This is a genomic window from Rhizobium sp. NFR12, from assembly GCF_900108545.1.
Taxonomy (GTDB): domain Bacteria; phylum Pseudomonadota; class Alphaproteobacteria; order Rhizobiales; family Rhizobiaceae; genus Neorhizobium; species Neorhizobium soli.
The window spans coordinates 1-18,537 of the sequence record NZ_FNWM01000001.1 but is presented as its reverse complement, the minus strand read 5'-3'; the positions used below and the strand labels follow the sequence as shown (position 1 = coordinate 18,537).

Annotated in this window: 17 protein-coding genes and 1 tRNA gene; 10 read left to right on the top strand and 8 right to left on the bottom strand. The window is 59.8% G+C overall.

Annotation, left to right across the window (positions count from 1 at the left end):
* Positions 1–91: 91 nt before the first annotated feature.
* A complete protein-coding gene (locus BLW69_RS00090; RefSeq protein ID WP_062462056.1) occupies positions 92–577 on the bottom strand; it encodes an Lrp/AsnC family transcriptional regulator in 486 nt (161 codons plus the stop codon).
* Positions 578–673: 96 nt separating this feature from the next.
* Between BLW69_RS00090 and BLW69_RS00085 the strand changes: the two genes are divergently transcribed.
* The 6 genes from BLW69_RS00085 to BLW69_RS00060 all read left to right on the top strand — a co-directional run bounded on the left by BLW69_RS00085 (position 674) and on the right by BLW69_RS00060 (position 7,274).
* On the top strand, positions 674–2,167 hold the full coding sequence (locus BLW69_RS00085; protein ID WP_092659154.1) for an aminotransferase class V-fold PLP-dependent enzyme: 1,494 nt from the start codon (positions 674–676) through the stop codon (positions 2,165–2,167).
* 302 nt (positions 2,168–2,469) lie between these two features.
* Positions 2,470–3,609: an ROK family transcriptional regulator gene (locus BLW69_RS00080; protein WP_092659152.1), complete on the top strand. Its 1,140-nt coding sequence runs from the start codon at positions 2,470–2,472 to the stop codon at positions 3,607–3,609.
* Complete coding sequence (locus BLW69_RS00075) at positions 3,606–4,376, top strand: ATP-binding cassette domain-containing protein (protein WP_092659150.1); 771 nt, start codon at positions 3,606–3,608, stop codon at positions 4,374–4,376. Before BLW69_RS00080 ends, BLW69_RS00075 begins: the two co-directional genes overlap by 4 nt.
* 34 nt (positions 4,377–4,410) lie before the next feature.
* Entirely contained in the window at positions 4,411–5,451 is a 1,041-nt protein-coding gene (locus tag BLW69_RS00070) for a sugar ABC transporter substrate-binding protein (protein WP_062581491.1), read from the top strand.
* Between the two features lie 60 nt (positions 5,452–5,511).
* Positions 5,512–6,507, top strand: a complete 996-nt coding sequence (locus tag BLW69_RS00065) for an ABC transporter permease (RefSeq protein WP_092659148.1) — start codon at positions 5,512–5,514, stop codon at positions 6,505–6,507.
* Positions 6,504–7,274 (top strand): SDR family oxidoreductase, encoded by a 771-nt coding sequence (locus tag BLW69_RS00060; protein ID WP_092659146.1) that lies wholly within the window; start codon positions 6,504–6,506, stop codon positions 7,272–7,274. Before BLW69_RS00065 ends, BLW69_RS00060 begins: the two co-directional genes overlap by 4 nt.
* 52 nt (positions 7,275–7,326) lie before the next feature.
* Here the strand turns inward: BLW69_RS00060 and BLW69_RS00055 are convergent, their stop codons facing one another.
* The 5 genes from BLW69_RS00055 to BLW69_RS00035 all read right to left on the bottom strand — a co-directional run bounded on the left by BLW69_RS00055 (position 7,327) and on the right by BLW69_RS00035 (position 13,007).
* On the bottom strand, positions 7,327–8,334 hold the full coding sequence (locus BLW69_RS00055; RefSeq protein ID WP_092659144.1) for an ABC transporter permease: 1,008 nt from the start codon (positions 8,332–8,334) through the stop codon (positions 7,327–7,329).
* A 9-nt stretch (positions 8,335–8,343) separates the two neighbouring features.
* Positions 8,344–9,843 carry a sugar ABC transporter ATP-binding protein gene (locus tag BLW69_RS00050; RefSeq protein WP_092659142.1) on the bottom strand — a complete coding sequence of 500 codons (1,500 nt, stop codon included), beginning with the start codon at positions 9,841–9,843 and terminating at the stop codon, positions 8,344–8,346.
* Positions 9,844–9,918: 75 nt separating this feature from the next.
* The gene (locus tag BLW69_RS00045; RefSeq protein ID WP_092660899.1) at positions 9,919–10,866 is read right to left on the bottom strand and encodes a sugar-binding protein; all 948 of its coding nucleotides are present in this window, start codon (positions 10,864–10,866) and stop codon (positions 9,919–9,921) included.
* A gap of 126 nt (positions 10,867–10,992) precedes the next feature.
* Positions 10,993–11,985: a sugar-binding protein gene (locus tag BLW69_RS00040; protein WP_092659140.1), complete on the bottom strand. Its 993-nt coding sequence runs from the start codon at positions 11,983–11,985 to the stop codon at positions 10,993–10,995.
* Between the two features lie 41 nt (positions 11,986–12,026).
* The gene (locus tag BLW69_RS00035; RefSeq protein ID WP_092659138.1) at positions 12,027–13,007 is read right to left on the bottom strand and encodes an NAD-dependent epimerase/dehydratase family protein; all 981 of its coding nucleotides are present in this window, start codon (positions 13,005–13,007) and stop codon (positions 12,027–12,029) included.
* Positions 13,008–13,259: 252 nt separating this feature from the next.
* On the opposite strand from BLW69_RS00035, the gene BLW69_RS00030 reads away from it, so the two are divergent.
* Genes BLW69_RS00030 through BLW69_RS00020 form a run of 3 tightly spaced genes read left to right on the top strand, consistent with a single transcriptional unit; the run spans position 13,260 to position 15,958 of the window.
* Positions 13,260–13,898, top strand: coding sequence for an ATP-binding cassette domain-containing protein (locus tag BLW69_RS00030; protein WP_244508711.1), 639 nt, complete (start codon positions 13,260–13,262; stop codon positions 13,896–13,898).
* Between the two features lie 12 nt (positions 13,899–13,910).
* A complete protein-coding gene (locus BLW69_RS00025) occupies positions 13,911–14,900 on the top strand; it encodes an ABC transporter permease (RefSeq protein ID WP_092659134.1) in 990 nt (329 codons plus the stop codon).
* A 35-nt stretch (positions 14,901–14,935) separates the two neighbouring features.
* Positions 14,936–15,958, top strand: coding sequence for a LacI family DNA-binding transcriptional regulator (locus BLW69_RS00020; RefSeq protein WP_244474108.1), 1,023 nt, complete (start codon positions 14,936–14,938; stop codon positions 15,956–15,958).
* 72 nt (positions 15,959–16,030) lie between these two features.
* Here BLW69_RS00020 and BLW69_RS00015 read toward each other — a convergent pair whose 3' ends face one another.
* Complete coding sequence (locus BLW69_RS00015) at positions 16,031–16,942, bottom strand: LysR substrate-binding domain-containing protein (RefSeq protein WP_092659132.1); 912 nt, start codon at positions 16,940–16,942, stop codon at positions 16,031–16,033.
* A 311-nt stretch (positions 16,943–17,253) separates the two neighbouring features.
* Between BLW69_RS00015 and BLW69_RS00010 the strand changes: the two genes are divergently transcribed.
* On the top strand, positions 17,254–18,243 hold the full coding sequence (locus BLW69_RS00010) for a TerC family protein (RefSeq protein WP_092659130.1): 990 nt from the start codon (positions 17,254–17,256) through the stop codon (positions 18,241–18,243).
* A gap of 202 nt (positions 18,244–18,445) precedes the next feature.
* Here the strand turns inward: BLW69_RS00010 and BLW69_RS00005 are convergent.
* Positions 18,446–18,522 (bottom strand) — tRNA-Met (locus tag BLW69_RS00005).
* Positions 18,523–18,537 lie beyond the last annotated feature (15 nt).

Here is an 18,537-nt window from a genome sequence, read left to right as displayed (position 1 = left end):
GCGCCTAGCCTGCTTTAGGGTGGGCTAGGCACATTCTGCGGGTTAATCCATCGGTTGTGCCGCCAAATATGGCTGGAAACCGAACCAGGTCTCACCGGTTCATTCGGCTGAGATCCAGTGCACGGTTGCGAATGATCGCCTCCATCGCGAAAAAGCCCGTCACCGTCGCGAGATCGAAATTCGTGATGAGCTTCTGATAAAATGCGTCATACCCGGATATTCCGCGGGTCACGACCTTGATCAGATAATCCCAATCTCCCCCGATCCTGTAAAAGTCGATCACCTCCGGCAGGCGATCGACATGCCTGCGAAAATCGTCAGCCCATTCCTTGGAATGGTGGCGTGTGCGAATCATCACAATGACCGTCAGATCGAAGCCCAGGAGGTCGAGATCGATCTCGGATCGGGCATTGCCGATGATCCCGCTTGCCTGCAGACGCTGCAGCCTGCGCCAGCATGCATTTTGCGAAAGTCCGACATGCTCTGCCAAATCACGCTGCGACAAGGCCGAGTTGCGTTGCAGGCTCGTGAGGATCCGTAGATCGATTTCATCGAAATTCAGGTCTTTCTCGATCATGTGACACAGTTCCTGGCAAAATCAGCGCAAATACGGTGAAGAATTCAGACCCTGCTTCAGTTTATAATCGCAGTCAACTCGTCAAGGAGATCGACAATGCGCCAGCTGGCTGACTGCATGCCACGAACCGAACCCGAAACTGCTCTTCAGGGATTTCGTCGCAGTCTGGCTGGCGCCGATCCGATTGCAGCACTGACCTCGGGAATGATTGGCGCGTCCGCCAAGGTGGACGGGCCATACGGCCTGAAGGATCTCGTCTATGCCGATTATGTGGCGTCAGGACGGGCGCTCCGGCAGGTGGAAACCTTCGTTCTTGAAGAGGTCCTGCCTTATTATGCCAACAGCCATACGGAAGCGTCCTTTTGCGGAGCGATGATGACCCGCATGCGCCGTGAAGCGCGTGCCACTATCGCCGAATGCTGTGGCGCCGACAGCCGCCATGCGGTGATCTTTGCCGGATCCGGCGCAACGGCCGGCATCAACCGCCTGGTCAAGTTGCTCGGCGTCGAGGATGCAGTCACTACCGGCAAACCCGCCCGGGTCATCATCGGCCCCTACGAGCATCATTCGAACATCCTCCCCTGGCGGGAAAGCGGCGCTGAGATCATCGAAATTCAGGAAGGTTGCGGTGGTGGCCCTGACCTCATCCTCCTGGAAAAGGCTCTTGAGGACAGCAGGGACGTTCTGACGATCTGCTCGTTTTCGGCCGCATCGAACATCACCGGTATCCTGACGGATATCGAAGCGGTCACCCGGCTCGCAAAATCGGCAGGCGCAAAGATCCTCTGGGATTTCGCCGGCGCAGGTCCCTATATCCCAATCACGATGACACCGGCTGAAGGCGCCGAGATCGACGCCATCGTCGTATCGCCCCATAAATTCCTTGGTGGCCCCGGTGCCTCCGGTATCCTCGTGGTCAGACGCGATGCAGTCGTCACTACAAAACCCTCTTGGCCAGGCGGCGGCACCGTCAAATTCGTCTCCCCGACGGGCCACGATTACAGCGACAATATCGAAGCGCGCGAAGAAGCCGGAACCCCCAACGTCATCGGCGATATCCGCGCTGCACTCGCCTTCTTGGTCAAGCACGCAATCGGCCTCGAGAGAATTGCGAGCCTGAACGAGAATTTCACCGCGCGCGCATTCGAGGCTTGGCAGGGCATTCCCCAGATCGAGCTGTTGGGCTCGATGAGCATGTCGAGACTGCCGATCTTTTCGTTTCGCATCAGGGATGGAAAGGGTGGCTATGTGCATCAGCAGCTGATCACCCGCATGCTTTCCGATCGCTTCGGTATACAGGCACGCGGCGGCTGCGCCTGCGCCGGGCCCTATGTCCACCGCCTCCTGTCGATCGATGACGAGCATTCGGAGCAGATCAGGCAATCGATCCGGAACGGCAACGAAATCGAGAAACCGGGTTTCACCCGGCTCAATCTGAGCGTTCTCCATTCCGAGGAAAAAGTCAGGTTCATCCTGGAAGCGGTGATCCAACTCGCCCGGGATGCCCCTTCGCATACGGCGTCATACATGGTCGATCGCAGCCGGGCGATATTCTCGCCCCTCGCTCAACCGTTGAAGGCGACGGCATAGCTTTTGCCAAACGCCTCCCGTTTGGCGTGCCCACCCGGCCGCCTTGCGGGTACGACCCCCGTGACATAGCGCGACCTACCGGCGGAGGATGACGCTTTCGTGCTCATGTTGATCAGGCGCTGGTCATGATTCCTGGCTCCGAGGGTGAGGCGAACTCTTTCGCGGAAAGCGCGCGAACCGTCAGGTCAGCCTTTGCAACGTCAGCGCGATCGGGCCCTTCGCGCGCACATTTTTCTTTTTTGAAAACCATTTGACTAAATACGTGACCGCTGACACACTTTCGTCATTCGGAGACATTCGAAATGGCGCTGCGCGGTACCAACCAGGAATCCGGAAGGCCCTACAACAGACGGATCGTCTTGGAAGCGATCCGCCTGACTGGTCCGACGACGCGTGGCGAAATTGCCGAACGGGTTCACCTCACCGTACAGACTGTCTCTACCATTGTCCGGGAACTCGAAGAACAAGAGCTCATCGTCTCGGTGCGCGAAAAGCCTCGGGGCCGCGGTATTCCGCCCTCGAAGCTGACCGTCAATCCGGAGGGTGGGCATGCGGTCGGCATTCACCTGACGCCGCTTGGCATCGACGTTGCCTTGGTCAATCTGCGCGGTGATGTCGTCGAGAGCCGCCACCGCAGCGCGTCCAACCCGAAACCGGACGAAGCCTTCGCTCTGATTGGCGAGATGGTGGACGAACTCAAGGCAAGCCCATGCCGCGGCCGCCTGCTGGGCGCCGGACTGGCTTTGCCCGGGCCGTTCGACGTGGAATCCATCAGCTTCGTTGGTCCGACAACGATGACCGGCTGGAAAGACGTCGACATCAATTCCCGCCTCACAGAGGCGACAGGTCTGCCGGCCTTTATGGAAAACGACATGGCGGCAGCGGCGCTCGGCGAGCAGCTCTACGGTCTCGGCCAACAGATTTCGGATTACTATTACCTGTTCTTCGGCGTCGGCCTTGGCGGCGCGATGATGCATGACGGGACAGTGATGCGCGGCGCCTGGGGCAATGCCGGTGAAATCGGCCATATCCCCGCCGTTCCGGATGGCGAGCCCTGCCCCTGCGGCAACAATGGCTGCCTTGAGCGCTATCTTTCGCTCGAGGCCTTCACTCGGCGCGGCCTGCCCGAGGCCGAATGGGTCCGCGAGATCGCGCCGATCTTTCGCAATGCCATCCGCACGATCGAAAACCTTTTCGATCCAGAGACTGTCGTGCTCGGTGGCCTGGCGCCGCAGTCTTTGATCGAGCGGCTTGCCGCACTGGCCGACGGCCTGAGCAATTCGGTTTCCGCCCGCACCAGCCGCCCGCATCCACGTGTCGTCGTCGCCAGTGACTGCCAGCATTCGGCACTCCGAGGCGCAGCCGCGCTAGCCGTTTTCGGCGTCCTGTCGCCGCGCTTCGGCCAGATGTTCGAGACTTCAGAGAAGGGGACTGTCGAATGACCGAAAAACTGCTTGTCCTGAATGATATCCGCAAGAATTTCGGCGCGATCGAAGCGCTCAAGGGCATCAGTTTCTCGATCGGAAAGGGAGAAGTGGTCGCCCTTCTTGGCGACAACGGCGCAGGCAAGTCCACGCTTGTGAAGATCATCTCGGGTGGTCTGCAACCCACGTCAGGTCAGATGCTCTTCGAAGGCGAAGAGTTCGAGGCAAAGACGCCTGCCGAGGCCAAGGCAGCCGGCATCGAGACGGTCTACCAGGACCTGTCTCTCTGCACCAATGTGGACGTCGTCGCCAATTTCTTCCTGGGCCGCGAGATCACCCGCAAGATCGCGGGCATCCCCTTCCTCGATGAGCGTGCGATGGAGGAAATCACGACCAAGGCACTGACCAGTGCCGGCACCCGCATTCCCTCCATGCGCACCAAGGTCGAGCATCTGTCCGGCGGCCAGCGGCAGGCGATCGAGCTCAACCGTTTTGCCCATTGGGGTGGCAAGCTCCTCTTGCTTGACGAGCCGTTCGCCGCGCTCGGGGTCGAACAGACCCGTCGAGGGCTGGACATGATCCGCCACGTCGCCAGCCAGGGCATCGGTGTCGTCATCATCACCCACATCATGCAGCAGGCCTTTCAGGTCGCAGACCGCATCGTCGTCATCCGCCACGGCGTCGTCGCCGGCGATGTCGACAGAACCAAGACAAGCCCGGATGCAGTGATCGAAATGATCACAGGGCAAACCCTCACCGGCGCCGGACCGGTGGGCAAACAATGACAAGGGGTCCGGCGTAAAACTGGAGAGAACGATCATGAGACGAATAATGCTAAGCTTGCTGAGCGTTTTGGTGCTCGGCCTTTCAATGCTCACAACGGCGGCCGCACAGTCCAAGGGTACGGTCTATTATCTTGTGCCGACACTGCTCGACGAATTCCAGACAGGCTCGGTCAGCGCCTTGGAAATGTTTCTGAAGCAGACCGGCTACGAGATGAAAACCCTTAACGCCGACAACAAGACAGACGCACAGCAGTCGCAGATGAACGACGTCATCGCCTTGAAGCCGGCGGCGATCATCCTCGCCGCTGTCGACTTCAACGCATTGAAACCATCCATCGAGGCAGCCCGTGCGGCCGGTATTCCGGTCGTCGAGTTCGACCGTCAGGTCACCTCGACCGTGTCAGACTTCACCTCGGTCGCCGGGACGATCGAGATCGGCCATGTTGCCGCGCAACAGGCTGAAGCGATGCTCAAGGCCAAGAATGGCGACGTGAAGGGGAAGATCCTGCAGGTTCTGGGCGACCCTGGCGATCCCTACACGCTCGATATCCAGAAGGGCTTCGAAGAGAAGATGAAGGCCTTCCCGAAGGTGACCATCATCTCTGTGCCCGCCATGCAGTGGGAAGCCAGCAATGCAGGGACGATCGTCTCCGATCAGATGCTGGCCAATCCCGATATCAACCTGATCTTCCTGCATGCAGCCCATCTTTCGGTTGCAGCCGTCGCCTCGCTTGAGTCCGCTGGCAAGAAACCAGGTGACGTCATGATGATGAGCTCGAACGGCGCTCCCGTCGGCCTCGATCTGATCCGCAAGGGCTGGCTCAATACCGAAGTCGAGCAACCGCTTTATGCCCAGGCGGCAGCCATTGCCATGTTCATGGACAAGATCGTCGGCAAGCAGGAAATCAAGGCCGGCGACTATGATGTGCTTGGCCTGAAAGGGGTCGTGACGAAGGAAGCCTGGGGGCCGAACATCAAGATCCCGGGTGCCGCGATCACCAAGGAGAATGTCGACAACCCGGCCTTCTGGGGCAACATGAAAGCGCCGACAGCCTCGATCAAATCCGTCGAATAACAACCCTTCATCCGGGGTTGAAAGACCCCGGACTCCTTCCCTCAAGTCCGGATTTGCAGCATGACGCCCCGTACGCGCAAAAGTCTAGAATCTGTACTCGATAACCTCGTCTGGTTCATGCTCATCGTTGTGCTTGTCCTGTTTTCGGCCCTGATCCCGAACTATTTCCAGATCGGCATTTTCACAAACATCATCGGAGCGTCGAGCGTGCTGGGCGTGATGTCGATCGGCCTGGCTTTGGTGATCATCGCCGGCCATATGGACCTTTCGGTAGAATCCGTTGCCGCTTTGGCCGCCATGGCGGTCGGCATCCTTTTCTGCTCGGCAGGGATCGGCATGGGGATGAAGCTCTCACCGCAATGGCTGATGATCCCAGCGTCACTGCTCGTTGCCTGCGGGATCGGCGCATTGATCGGTCTCTTCAACGGCTTCCTTGTCGTGAAACTGAAGATGAGCGCCTTCATCATCACGCTTGCCTCCTTCATTTGGGTGCGCGGCATCGTGCTGGCGGTTTCCGGCGGACGCTCCGCCCAGGATCTGGATCCGGCCATCCGCTGGTTCGCTATTGAGCGTGTGGCTGGCATTCCGCTGTCAGCCTGGATTGCGATTGCCTGTTTCGTGGTCTTTTCGGTGCTGATGGCCAGGACGCCATTCGGCCGGCACCTGGTAATGATCGGCGGGAACGAGACCGCCGCTTACCGCGCCGGCATTCGCGTCACCCGCAACCTGATCATCGCCTTTGTACTGGCAGGCGCCATCGCCGGCCTGGCTGGATGGCTGCTTGCCATACGCACATCAGGCGCCACGGCAAACCTCGGCGTTGGGCTGCTGTTCAACGCCTTTGCGGCAGTCGTCATCGGTGGTGTCAGCCTCAAGGGCGGTGTCGGTGCGCTGCCCGGCGTCTACGCCGGAGTGCTGCTCCTCTCGTCCATCAACACCGCCATCAACCTGATGGGCCTGCCGGCAAACTATACCCAGGTCATCCACGGCTTCCTGGTGCTTGCAGCGGTTCTTCTCGATACGTTCAAACAAAGGCTCCGCCAGAGGCTCGCATGACAGACAGATTGAAAGACAAGGTGGCGCTGGTCATCGGCGCATCGCGCGGCATCGGCAAGGCAATCGCCGTCCGCTTCCAGGAGGAAGGCGCAAAGCTGGTGCTGGCTGATTCCGAGGCCGACGACGGCAAGGCGGCAGCTGATGATCTCGGCATCGACTTCGTCCACACCGACATCTCGAAGATGGAAGACGCCGTTGCCGCGGTCGAGTTCACACTCGAACGTCACGGGCGGCTCGACATCATCGTCCAGAACGCCGGCATCTATCCGTGGCAGCTCATCGAGAATACGTCTCCGGAAGACTGGGACAGCGTGATGGGGGTCAATCTGCGCGGATGCTTCAACGCCGCACGCGCCGCGCTGACGCCGATGAAAAAGCAGGGCTCGGGGCGTATCCTGTTTACGTCATCCATCACCGGCCCGCATGTTACAAGCCCGGGCCACGGCCACTACGCGGCGAGCAAGGCTGGCATCAACGGCTTCATTCGCTCAGCGGCGCTGGAGTTCTCGTCCTACGGCATCAATGTCAATGGCGTCGAGCCCGGCAACATATTGACGGAAGCGATCCAGCTGCATCGTAGCGCCGCCTTCATCAAGAACATGGAGGACGCAATTCCGCTCGCCCGCCTCGGCTCGCCGCGCGACGTTGCCAATGCCTTCCTGTTTCTCGCCTCCGACGATGCGAGCTATGTGACCGGCACCACCATCGTCGTCGATGGCGGGCAACTCCTGCCCGAAGGCGCGGACTTCAGGCTCCTGCCACCCTGATCATTTCCAGCATCCGGGACCAGCTCTGTGTCGATCGTCGACGACCTATCCGTCATCCGTTTGCCGACGGGATGCGGGAAACCTCGGCCAAGGCAGAGCGGGTCGCCTGATGATGTCGCCTTTGCCGATAGGCATGGAACTGCGTATCGGCAATAACACCCACCAGAATGACCGCACCCATCACCGCAAAATTGAGCGATGAGGGAATGCCGAGCAGGTTGACGAGGTTCTGGAGGACCTGAAGCAACACGACCCCGAGCACCACCCCGACGATCGAGCCTTCCCCACCGCGCAGGGAAAATCCGCCGAGGACCGCAGCCGCGATGGCATAGAGCTCGTAGAAATTCCCATGCGACGAGGGCTGGACGGACTTGGTGTACATGGCGAAGAAAATGGCCGAGACGCCCGTCAGGAAGGAACAGAGAACATAAGCCGTGACGATCACGCGCTTTGTATTGATCCCGCAATAACGAGCCGCCTCCTCGTTCTTTCCGACGGCCAGAAGATGACGTCCGAAAACGGTTCGATGCAGGAGAAACCATGCAAGCACCGCAAACACGGCAAAAGCCATGACGGAATGGGGAACGCCCGCTGTTCGTCCGACGAACAGATATTCGAGCATGGGAAGATCCGTCCCGAAGGTAAAACCGGCCGTCCCGTCCCTCGTATAGAAGCGCGCTATGCCTCGGTAGATCAGCAGACCGCAGAGTGTGACGACGAAGGGCTGCAGCTTGAGCCGTGTAATGAGCCAGCCATGCAGCAATCCGATCACAACCGACAGGACCAGCACGATCGCAAAGGCGACAGGCCAGGGAACGCCATGCGAGGCGATAAGGTCGATGAAGATGACGCCGAGAAGGGCGATGACGGAGCCGATCGAAAGCTCGATCCCTGCGGTGACGATGACGAAGGCCTCGGCAATCGAAAACAGCCCGAACAGTCCAATCAGATTGGCTGTGTTGGCAAGATTGACCGGTGAAATGAAACGCGGATTGACCAGTGTCACGATGGCGCCCACGGTCAGAACGAGGACGGCAAGGCCGATGTCTTTCTTGTGCATGCCAATCTCCTATCCGACCGCCAGACTGAGGATCGCTTCTTCGGACAGATCCGCCCGCGACAGGATGCCGGCAATGGCCCCGCGCCGCATCACCGCCACGCGCGTCGAGACGCCGATGACTTCTTCCATATCGGACGAGATCATCAGCACCGCGGCTCCGCCCTCCGCGAGATCGCGCATGAGCCGGTAAACCTCAGCCTTCGCTCCGACATCGATGCCTCTCGTCGGCTCGTCGAGAATGATCAACCTGGGATCGAGCCCGAGCCACTTTGCCAGCACGACCTTCTGCTGGTTGCCGCCCGACAATTCGCTGACTGCACGGTCGAGCCGCGGCGCACGGATCGATAGCCGGCTGCGGGATCGATCGGCGATCTTCATTTCGGCCCCGCGATCGACGAAGCCAGCGGTCGCGATCGCCGAAAGGTTCGGCATCACCACGTTTTCAGAAAGAGAGAAGTCGAGGAACAGTCCCTCACCCTTGCGGTCTTCCGGCACCAAACAGATGCCGGCGGCGATTGCTGCAGGCACCGATCCGGATGCGACCGGCTTGTCGTTCATCTCGACACGGCCGCCCTGGACGGGATCGATGCCAAAGATCGCACGCGCAAGTTCCGTCCGGCCTGCGCCGACCAAACCGGCAAGCCCGAGAATTTCACCGCCTCGAACCTCGAGATCGACAGGGGCCTGCGGATAGGCTTCGGTTCTGAGATTTCGTGTCCGAAGCACTACCGGCCCCTGCCTTACATGCGGGGGCGTGTAGAATTGCGTCACATCGCGGCCGATCATCAATCGCACCATGGCATCTCGATTGATGCTGCCGCTTTGCAGCTCCCCGGCATTTCGACCGTCCCTGAGCCCGACCACCCGGTCTGCGACGGCTTCGACTTCAGCGAGGCGATGGGTAATAAACAGGATGGCCACTCCATCTGCCCGCAACCGGCGCACCACATCGAGCAACCGTTGGGTTTCCGCAAGCGTGAGGCTCGATGTCGGTTCGTCGAGGATCAAAAGGCGGACATTGGTCGAGAGCGCTTTGGCGATTTCCATCAGCTGCTGGTCCGCCAGCGAAAGTTCCGAAGCCTGGGTGGATGGCTGAAAACGAGCGCCCAGCATATCGAGCAGTGGTTTCACCCGCTCGGCCATGGCCGCATGGTCGATAAAACCGAAGCGGCGGCTGCGCGGCTCACGGCCCAGGAGAACGTTGCCCGCCACATCGAGATTGAAAAATGGGTTGAGCTCCTGGTGCACGAACGCGATGCCACGGGCCAAGGCCTCGGCGGGTGTCAGATGGGACGCCGTCTTCCCATCGATGACGATCTCACCTTCATCGGGCACGATCGTGCCCCCAAGCACCTTCATGAGCGTGGATTTTCCAGCACCGTTTTCGCCGATCAACCCGACAACTTCACCGCCCCGGATGCCGAGCGACACCTGATTGAGCGCCACAGCGCTTGGATAGACCTTGGTGATGCCGATGAGATCAAGAGATATGCGGGCGGCAGCTGTCATCTGGCGTGAACCTCGAATGCGTTGAGGGCCAGCGCGCAGCCCGAAAGATCCGCGCTGGCCGCATCAAGGCGCGTATTACCCGCCCATCCGCGCCTTGAGCTGCTTCTCGAACGCATCGACATTCGCCTTGTCGATGACTTTGGTCGGCACGATGATCAATCCATCTGCCGGCACTTTCGACTTGTCGCCCTTCAGGTACGCCGCCATCAGCTTCATCCCCTGGTAGCCCCATTGATAGGGGTCCTGAACGACCGTGCCTGCAAACTCGCCTTGCCGCACGGCTCCGAGCGTGATCGGATCTTCATCGAAAGCGATCACCGTGATGTTCCCGAGCTTTCCAGCCGCTTTCAACGCTTCGTAGATCTTTGGTGGATTGTAGGAATAAAAGCCCACCATGCAGGTGATGTCCGGATTTGCCGCGAGGACATCGTCGACATTGGACCGCGCGCGGGCGAAATCGACGTCATCGCCCCGCACATCGACGAGTTCGATTGACTTGCCCTTCACGGCCTGGCGAAAACCGTCGATCCGCTCCCTGGCGTTATCAGCGCCAAGAAAGCCGACAAATCCCATACATTTACCACCCTTGGGGAGCGCCTTGACCGCGATTTCCCCCGCCTGGATGCCGGCCTGGGTATTGGACGAACCCAGATAGGCGATGCGCTTCGACTGCGGCGCATCGCTGTCCGTCGTGAAGAGCGGAACCTGCGCTGCGATGCGGTTGAAGGCATCGACGGAATTCTTCGGGTCAGCCGACGAGATCATGATTGCGTCGGTCCCCGCAGCCACGAGGTCATCCATCAGGGCGTTCTGAAGTGCAGCCGTGCCCTGCGTGGGATAACGGAACTGCAACTCGAAATCCGGAAGCTCGGTCTGCGCCGCCTTGACCCCTGCCTCAGCCAGCTTCCAGAAATCGGAAGCGGCATTGACAACGAAGGCGAGAGCCTTTTTCTCTGCAGCGACCGCTGGCATAGCCACCATGGTCGCCATGGCCACGAGGGCCGTGATCGTAATCCTTTTCATCTTGTCCTCCCGCAACCCACTCCTCCAGGGCTGCTCCAGGTTGAAGGGCGACAACCGAGCGATGCAAAGCCTCAGCCCGGTTATCGGGTCCGTTTCAGCGTCTGCGCCATGGGCGCCACGGCGCCGTCAGTTGGTCTTGCAGAAACCGGGATCTTCGGCGTTGCAGATGTCGAGGCCGGTAAACAGCGGATCATCCACCTTCTCGCCTTTGATCAGCTTGATCATCACGTCGGGTGCCTTGTAGCCCATCTCGAAGGGCCGCTGACCGACCTGCGCATGGCTGCGGCCCTCACGAAAGGCTTGGGTCTGCGGTGGCAGCGTATCCCCCGCCACGATCACCAGTTCCTTCGACTTCAGCTTGCTCATGACCTGGTCGGTGACCTGGGTATAGGCCTGTGGCGCGAACTGTGCCCACCCGCCGATCAGGATGAAGGCATCGAGCTTGGGATGGGCTGTAAAGACATCCGACATCTGCTGATTGGCGAGGTCCGCCTGGTCGTTGGTATAGACGGGGCATCCCTCGATTTCAGTCCAGCCGTTCTGTCCGCTCAGCCGCTTCACGTCCTTGGCTCCCGCAATCGTGTCACGGAAACCCTGGGCACGCGCATTGATGTTGGCGGCACCAACATTGCCGAGTTGCAGACACACCGTGCCACCCTTCGCCTTCAGCTTCTTCGTCTGCTCAGCCATCTTCACACCCATCAGATAGTTGTCGGTGCCGAGATAGGTCTTGCGCAGATCATGGTCTTTCTCGAGGAAGTCCGCATCGACGGTCATGACGGGAATTTGCGGCGCGATCTGGCGCACGCGGTTCGCCATGGCCGGCGCGTTCGACGGCGAGATTGCAATCGCTGCAACACCGCGCGTCAGCAGATCGTCGACAATTTGGACCTCACCCGCTTCGTCGGCCGAAGAGGCCGGTCCCGTATAGAGGCACTCGTATTCGCTCTTCGGATTTTCCGACAGCCACTTCTTGCAGCCCAGATTGATCTGTTCGAAGAACGGATTGTCGAGCCCTTTGACGACGATGGCGAGTGTCTTTTTGCTCTCCGCAGCGCTCTCGCCGGCCAGCAACATGAGAATAGGTATTGCAGTGAATGCCAAATATCTTGTTTTCATTGCCTTTCTCCTCCTCCAAATCGCCGGCAAAACCCTCCTGCTCAGCCGGGATACCAAATGATGCGCGGATCATTTCCTGCACGCCTGTAGCTCCAGGCACGCTCGACAAGTCCTTCGACATCGATTTCCGGTTGCCAGCCGAGAACCATCCGGGCCTTTGAATTGTCGAGCCAGTTGCTGTGAAACGGTGTCGGGATGTCGCGGCGCTGCCGATCGCCGGAAGCCTCCAGGATACCGGCCAGCGCGCCGTAATCGACCGGCTGGTCCATGGCGACGTTGAACAGTTCTCCATACGCAGCCGGATTGTCCAGCGCGGCGATCATCGCATTGACGAGATCATCGACATGAAGAAAGCTGCGCTTGAGATAGGCGCCGCGACCATCCCGCATGGCAGGTACGGCCCGGCTTTTCCTAATCGCGTCGAGGTCGTCCGCTCCCATCATCGCCGACCAGGGCGGCCCGCCGAACTGATCAGGACCGACCTCTAGGGCGTAGCGGAAGTCGTCCTTTTCCATGATCCACGGCGCGCGAAGCGTGGTCCAGTTGAGACCCTCCTGGATCCCGAACTGTTCCACCATGGCCTCTTCCAGCACCTTGGTCAGGGCATAGACACCGCGATAGGCTCGCCTCGGCGACTGCTCCGTGATCGGTGCGCTGTAACCATGAAAAATGTGCCCAACGACACAATCACCGCTCAGCAGCATGAATTGCTGTTTCGCAGCCGAACGGCTGAAACCCTCCAGCAGGAGGTAGAGCCCCTTGAGAGCAACATCGATGGCCTGATCGGGCGTCTCTTTCACGGCAGCCAAGTGCAGCACATGCGTCACACCTTCGAGCGCCTTCCCGACAATCTGCGGATCTGCCATGGACCCCTTCACGACGGAGACACGGGGACCGGGTTCCAGGGCGCGGTTGTTGCAGAGCGCGACGACATTCCATTTCGCAAAGCGCGGATTGGAAAGGAAGGCGGGAAGGAAGGCTTGGCCCACCTTTCCGGTGGCGCCCGTCACGAGCAACCGCATCACCGCCCCCTTTTCGCTTTCAGGTTGAATAATTAATATTTGGTTATAATATTAAGTCAAGCATTATTGATACCTGTTTACGGGCGGGCAACGTGCAGGCTATGGTGCCGACAGAATGCCATCGTGGGATCAGCCGAGGGAGGGCGGAGCGTGTCACGGCTTTCATTGCATTCAATTTCAAAGAGTTACGGCGCAATACACGCGCTGTCGCGTGTCAGTGTCACCGTCGAACCAGGGGAGGTTCTGGGACTGATGGGGGACAACGGCGCCGGTAAGACGACGCTTGTCAAAATTATCGCCGGCAACTTCCCACCATCGACAGGAGAGATCCGCGTCGATGACCAACCGGTGACCTTTCACAACCCACGCGACGCACAGCGACACGGCATCGAGGTCGTCTATCAGGACCTTGCGCTGTGCGACAATCTCTCCGCTGCCTCCAATGTCTTCCTGGGGCGAGAGCCCATGCGCAGCCTCGGGCCGCTGCGCTACATCGACTATGCCAAGATGAACCGCGTCGCAGCGGAGCTGTTCCGGCAACTGAAATCGGAAACGAGACCACGCGATTTGGTGCGCCGCATGTCCGGTGGCCAGCGCCAGGCGGTTGCGATCGCCCGCACGCTGCTGTCCGAACCCAAGATCGTCATCATGGACGAGCCGACCGCCGCAATCTCCGTCCGCCAGGTGGCCGAGGTTCTCGATGTCATTCGCAGGCTGCGTGATCACGGCATCAGCGTCATTCTCATCAGCCACCGCATGCCCGACGTCTTCGGTGTTTCGGACAAGATTGCGGTGCTGCGGCGCGGCGAACTCGTCGCCAGCAAACGCGCCGATCAGTCGTCGCCCGAAGAAGTGACAGGATTGATCACCGGCGCCATCGAAGCCGCTTGAAAGGAGATCGCCATGACCACATTGGATGACGTGATTGCCCGCAGCGAGCATCGAAGCTGGATCTCACGCGTATCGAGCCGGCAGCTGTTCTGGGTCTTTATCGCTGCGGTCCTTGCCTGCCTCGCGCTCAGCATTCTAACGGACAGCTTTGCAACGGAGCGCAATCTCTTCAATGTTGCGCGCAACTTCGCCTTCGTCGGCATCATCGCGATCGGAATGACGACCGTAATCGCCTCGGGCGGCATCGATCTGTCGGTCGGCTCAACCGTCGTGTTGAGTGCCATGGTGATCAGCGTCACCATGGAGGGTGGCATGCCCTTCCTCCTCGCATTTCCTCTTGCGCTGCTTGCAGCCCTCCTTGTGGGCGTACTGAACGGCGTGCTTGTCGCCTATGCCGGAATGCCACCCTTCGTCGTCACCTTGGGCACTCTTTCGGCCGCTCGGTCCCTGGCCATGGTCCTGTCGGACAACAAGATGATCTGGAATTTCGGCCCCGACCACGACCTGCTGATCTGGGTCGGCGGCGGCTCGACGCTGGGCATACCCCACCCCCTGTACGTCCTCGCTGCGCTAGCCCTTGTAATGTCGCTGGTCTTCAGGTGGACCCGATGGGGGCAGCATCTGCTTGCGATCGGCAGCAATGAGAACGCCGCCATCCTGACCGGCATCCCCGTGCGGCGCATGAAGGTGAGTATCTATGGCGTGTCGGCTCTCACCGCCGGGCTCGCCGGCGTTCTGATGGCTGGATGGCTCGGCAGCGTGACCACCAATCTCGGCCAAGGCATGGAGCTGACGGTGATTGCCGCGGCCGTCATCGGTGGTGCCAATCTGGCCGGTGGCGAAGGCAATGCGCTCGGTGCGGTCGTTGGAGCACTGTTGATAGAAGTTATTCGCAACTCTCTGATCCTGCTCGGCATCTCGACATTCTGGCAAGGAATGTTCATAGGTACCTTCATTGTGGTTGCCGTAGCCTTCGACCGTGTCCGGCACTTTCGATCCTGACACGGCACCATACCCCGGAAACCACGGTGTCCGACATGGAGAATGCCTTGAAACCGACGATGATGGACGTGGCCGCGCTGGCAGGCGTATCTCAGGCGACCGTTTCCCTCATTCTCAATGGCAGTTCCGGCGCCCGGTTCACCGAAGCCACCCGCAAGCGGGTCTTCGACGCGGCGGATCAGTTGGGCTATCGTCTCGCGAACAAGTCATCAGCCAGTTCCGGACCCGGCAGTGCGCCCGCCAACAAGGTAATCGTTTTTGCCGTCGACGAACTGACCACCGATCCATGGATGGCCCTTGCCTACGAAGGTGCCCGCGAAAAGGCACTCGAACTCGGGATTATCGTCACACTTGGCGTCTTCCGCAAAGGCGAGGACCCGGATGGCGGCATCTTTTCGATCTGTGACGGACAGGCACTTATCGGCTACATTTTCGGCACTATTTTGACCCGCAAGATCGATCCGCCGGAACCGCTTCTGAAGGTCCCCTCTGTGCTGGTCAACTGCTACGATCAAGAGCGTCGGCTTCCGTCCATCCTGCCGGGAGACGTCGCCGGCGGCCGGGCGGCGACGGAACGGCTGATCAGCGCCGGGCGCAAGCGGATAGCCCTGATCAACGGCCAGGAAGGTCTCGACAATCCGCGCGACCGCTTGCGCGGATACAAGCAGGCTCTTGCCAGCAACGATCTCTCCTACGACCCCGACCTCGTGCACTATGGCAACTGGGAACCGCCGTCCGGATACGAAAAGACGCATGCGCTGATGAAGCTGAAGGATCCCCCGGACGGGATATTCTGCGCGAACGACCTCATGGCGCTTGGCTGTATCGAAGCGCTGAACGAACTCGGCAAGTCTGTCCCGGAGGATGTCTCCGTCGTCGGCTTCGACAACAGAGACATTGCCCAGTTCACGATGCCGCCGCTGACAACCTTCCATCTTCCGATGTTCGAGATGGGCGTAATGGCCGTCGAGCTGCTTTCCGATATGGCTGGCGGGCTGACCAGCAATCACGACCAGCTGAAGGTGGAGTGCCGACTGGTCGCGCGCAGTTCCGCCTGAGCTCAGACTGGCCTGCGGCAAGGTTCGTTTCCAATGGAATGACTTGCTGAGCAGAGAGGGACCGCCGGCACGTCAGCCGATCCCGAGCTCCAATGCAGCGTCTGTCGCCCTTCTGGCGAGTTCCTGAAAATGCGCCACCCGGCCGTTGGTTGACCTGAAACAAAGGCCGACCTGACGGGTCTCACTCCAGCCCTCGATTTCCAGGAGATGAACGTCTTCTGCGTTGCGGAACTCCGCCTGCGCGTAGAGTTCGGGAAACAGCGAGCAGCCCATGCCGATCGACACCATTTGTCGGATCGCGTCCAGGCTGGTACCGGCATAGTCGTCAATGACAGTCGCGCCGGACGCCTTCGCCAGTCGCTGAACGCTCTCGAGCAACTGGTGTCCGCTTCCAAGCGCCAGCAGACGCTCGCCTTTCAGCTCTTGAACGGAGACAGCCCGACGTTTTGCAAGCCGATGGTCAGCGGGAACGCCCAGCAGCAGCCGCTCCCTGCCGATCGGCACGAACATCAGGGACCGCTCGCCGAACAAGGGGCCGAGGCCACAGTCGAGCGTTCCTTCCGCGACAGCGGTTTCGATCGCAGCAGGACGATCTTCGACGATGTAGATCTTCAGATCGGGGTATTGTTTATGCAGGGACGGTAGGAACCTGGGCAGGAAATACGGCCCGAAAGTCGGCGGCGTGCCCAGCCTGATGACGCCGCCAAGCGCTGCGCTGTGCTTTGCGACGGTCTCGAGCAGATCGCCCATAGCGGCAAGCGCCACGCGGGCACCATGCACAAAACGTTCCCCGACCGGCGTGAGGATAACCGTTGCCGACGTCCGCTCGAACAGCTGGACTCCCAGATTTTCTTCCACGATCCCCACTTGGACGGAGAGTGTTGGTTGCGAGACATGGCATTGCTTCGCGGCCTTTCCGAAATGACCGCATTCAGCAAGCGCGACGACGTATTCGAGTTGGCGAAGACTGGGGCGAAACGGCATGCTCAATAGTCGATCACTATCGAGACGATTTCAACAATCAATTGGCGCAATGACGATGGGATCGCCAGTTCAGTCTTTGATCAAAGAGGAGGTCGAAGAAGGAACTGGCTTTGACCTCGAAAGGCCATCGCGGCGCTCCGACTGAAACGCGCAAGCCCTCTTGATCACGATCCAGTTCCATCCGCTGCCGCGGGTCCTGCGCCCGCGGTTTACTCCTTGTGCCCCTGTCCGGGCCCCTCTGGCGAGAGCTGCCGGTCCTCTCGCGATGTCGGACGCCGCATCCACCGTGAACGACCGGCTGGAGTGTTCACATGGACTTTGCATTCTTCTTCGCAGACTGGCTGGGCAAGCCCGTCTGGATGTGGCTCGGTTTCCTGTCGATCGTGGTTTCCCTTTTGGCCTTGGACCTCGGCGTTCTTCACCGCGACAACCGCGAGATTGGTGTCCGCGAGAGCCTGATCCTGTCTTCGATGTATATCGCGCTCGGTCTTGCGTTCGGCGGCTGGATCTGGTGGCAGCTCGGCGGTGAGCAGGGGATGAACTACCTAACGGGCTTCGTAGTCGAGAAAACGCTGGCGCTGGACAACGTCTTCGTCATCGCGCTCATCTTCTCTTTCTTCGCAGTGCCGCGCAAATACCAGCACCGCGTCCTCTTTTGGGGCGTGCTAGGTGTGATCGTTCTGCGCGCCATCATGATCGGACTTGGCGCGACGCTGGTGTCGAACTTTTCCTGGGTCCTCTATCTCTTTGCCGCCTTCCTCGTCATCACCGGCATCAAGATGCTGTTGATCGGCGACAAGGAACCCGAGATCGGCAACAATCCCATTGTCGGCTTCATGCGGCGCAGGTTTAACGTCACGGAAGAGCATCACGGTCAGGATTTCTTCGTCAAGAAGCCCCATCCCACGACCGGCAAACTGGTCTGGTTTATGACGCCGCTGTTCATGGCGCTCGTCATGGTCGAAATCGCCGACGTGATCTTCGCGGTCGACTCCGTCCCTGCGATCTTTGCGATCACGACCGATCCGTTCATCGTCTACACGTCGAATGTGTTCGCGATCCTTGGTCTGCGCGCACTGTATTTCGCACTCGCCGCGATGATCCATCGCTTTCGATATCTGAAGCCGGCGCTCGCAGTCGTGCTGATCTTCATCGGCTCGAAAATCTTCATCGCTGACCTCCTGGGTCTCGAAAAGTTTCCCGCTTCACTCTCGCTCGGTATCACCTTCACCATCATCGCCTCGGGCGTTATCTGGAGCTTGGTGAAGACACGGGATACACGTGCCGGGAATACGGTCTAAGGGGCGGGACTGGCGGCCACAACACGCCCCAGCCGTGCAAGGCATCAATCGAGACAGCCGGAACGCTGGTAACAAACCGATCCCATCCGGCGTCACCCGTCTTGGCAGACACGGCGTATCGGCCGTCGATGCGGTTCGGTTAAGCCACAAACGCAAAACACCCGCAGCTTATGGCTACGGGTGTTTTTCGATAATGATGATTTGGTTGCGGGGGCAGGATTTGAACCTGCGGCCTTCAGGTTATGAGCCTGACGAGCTACCGGGCTGCTCCACCCCGCGCCAAGCGAATTTGGC

What these genes read in the sequence shown, in the direction of transcription:
- BLW69_RS00040 (WP_092659140.1), bottom strand. Translation starts at nt 11,985, where the DNA reads ATGAAAACAAGATATTTGGCATTCACTGCAATACCTATTCTCATGTTG.
- BLW69_RS00075 (WP_092659150.1), top strand. Translation starts at nt 3,606, where the DNA reads ATGACCGAAAAACTGCTTGTCCTGAATGATATCCGCAAGAATTTCGGC.
- BLW69_RS00065 (WP_092659148.1), top strand. Translation starts at nt 5,512, where the DNA reads ATGACGCCCCGTACGCGCAAAAGTCTAGAATCTGTACTCGATAACCTC.
- BLW69_RS00010 (WP_092659130.1), top strand. Translation starts at nt 17,254, where the DNA reads ATGGACTTTGCATTCTTCTTCGCAGACTGGCTGGGCAAGCCCGTCTGG.
- BLW69_RS00070 (WP_062581491.1), top strand. Translation starts at nt 4,411, where the DNA reads ATGAGACGAATAATGCTAAGCTTGCTGAGCGTTTTGGTGCTCGGCCTT.
- BLW69_RS00055 (WP_092659144.1), bottom strand. Translation starts at nt 8,334, where the DNA reads ATGCACAAGAAAGACATCGGCCTTGCCGTCCTCGTTCTGACCGTGGGC.
- BLW69_RS00060 (WP_092659146.1), top strand. Translation starts at nt 6,504, where the DNA reads ATGACAGACAGATTGAAAGACAAGGTGGCGCTGGTCATCGGCGCATCG.
- BLW69_RS00025 (WP_092659134.1), top strand. Translation starts at nt 13,911, where the DNA reads ATGACCACATTGGATGACGTGATTGCCCGCAGCGAGCATCGAAGCTGG.
- BLW69_RS00050 (WP_092659142.1), bottom strand. Translation starts at nt 9,843, where the DNA reads ATGACAGCTGCCGCCCGCATATCTCTTGATCTCATCGGCATCACCAAG.
- BLW69_RS00015 (WP_092659132.1), bottom strand. Translation starts at nt 16,942, where the DNA reads ATGCCGTTTCGCCCCAGTCTTCGCCAACTCGAATACGTCGTCGCGCTT.
- BLW69_RS00090 (WP_062462056.1), bottom strand. Translation starts at nt 577, where the DNA reads ATGATCGAGAAAGACCTGAATTTCGATGAAATCGATCTACGGATCCTC.
- BLW69_RS00085 (WP_092659154.1), top strand. Translation starts at nt 674, where the DNA reads ATGCGCCAGCTGGCTGACTGCATGCCACGAACCGAACCCGAAACTGCT.
- BLW69_RS00020 (WP_244474108.1), top strand. Translation starts at nt 14,936, where the DNA reads ATGGAGAATGCCTTGAAACCGACGATGATGGACGTGGCCGCGCTGGCA.
- BLW69_RS00035 (WP_092659138.1), bottom strand. Translation starts at nt 13,007, where the DNA reads ATGCGGTTGCTCGTGACGGGCGCCACCGGAAAGGTGGGCCAAGCCTTC.
- BLW69_RS00080 (WP_092659152.1), top strand. Translation starts at nt 2,470, where the DNA reads ATGGCGCTGCGCGGTACCAACCAGGAATCCGGAAGGCCCTACAACAGA.
- BLW69_RS00045 (WP_092660899.1), bottom strand. Translation starts at nt 10,866, where the DNA reads ATGAAAAGGATTACGATCACGGCCCTCGTGGCCATGGCGACCATGGTG.
- BLW69_RS00030 (WP_244508711.1), top strand. Translation starts at nt 13,260, where the DNA reads ATGGGGGACAACGGCGCCGGTAAGACGACGCTTGTCAAAATTATCGCC.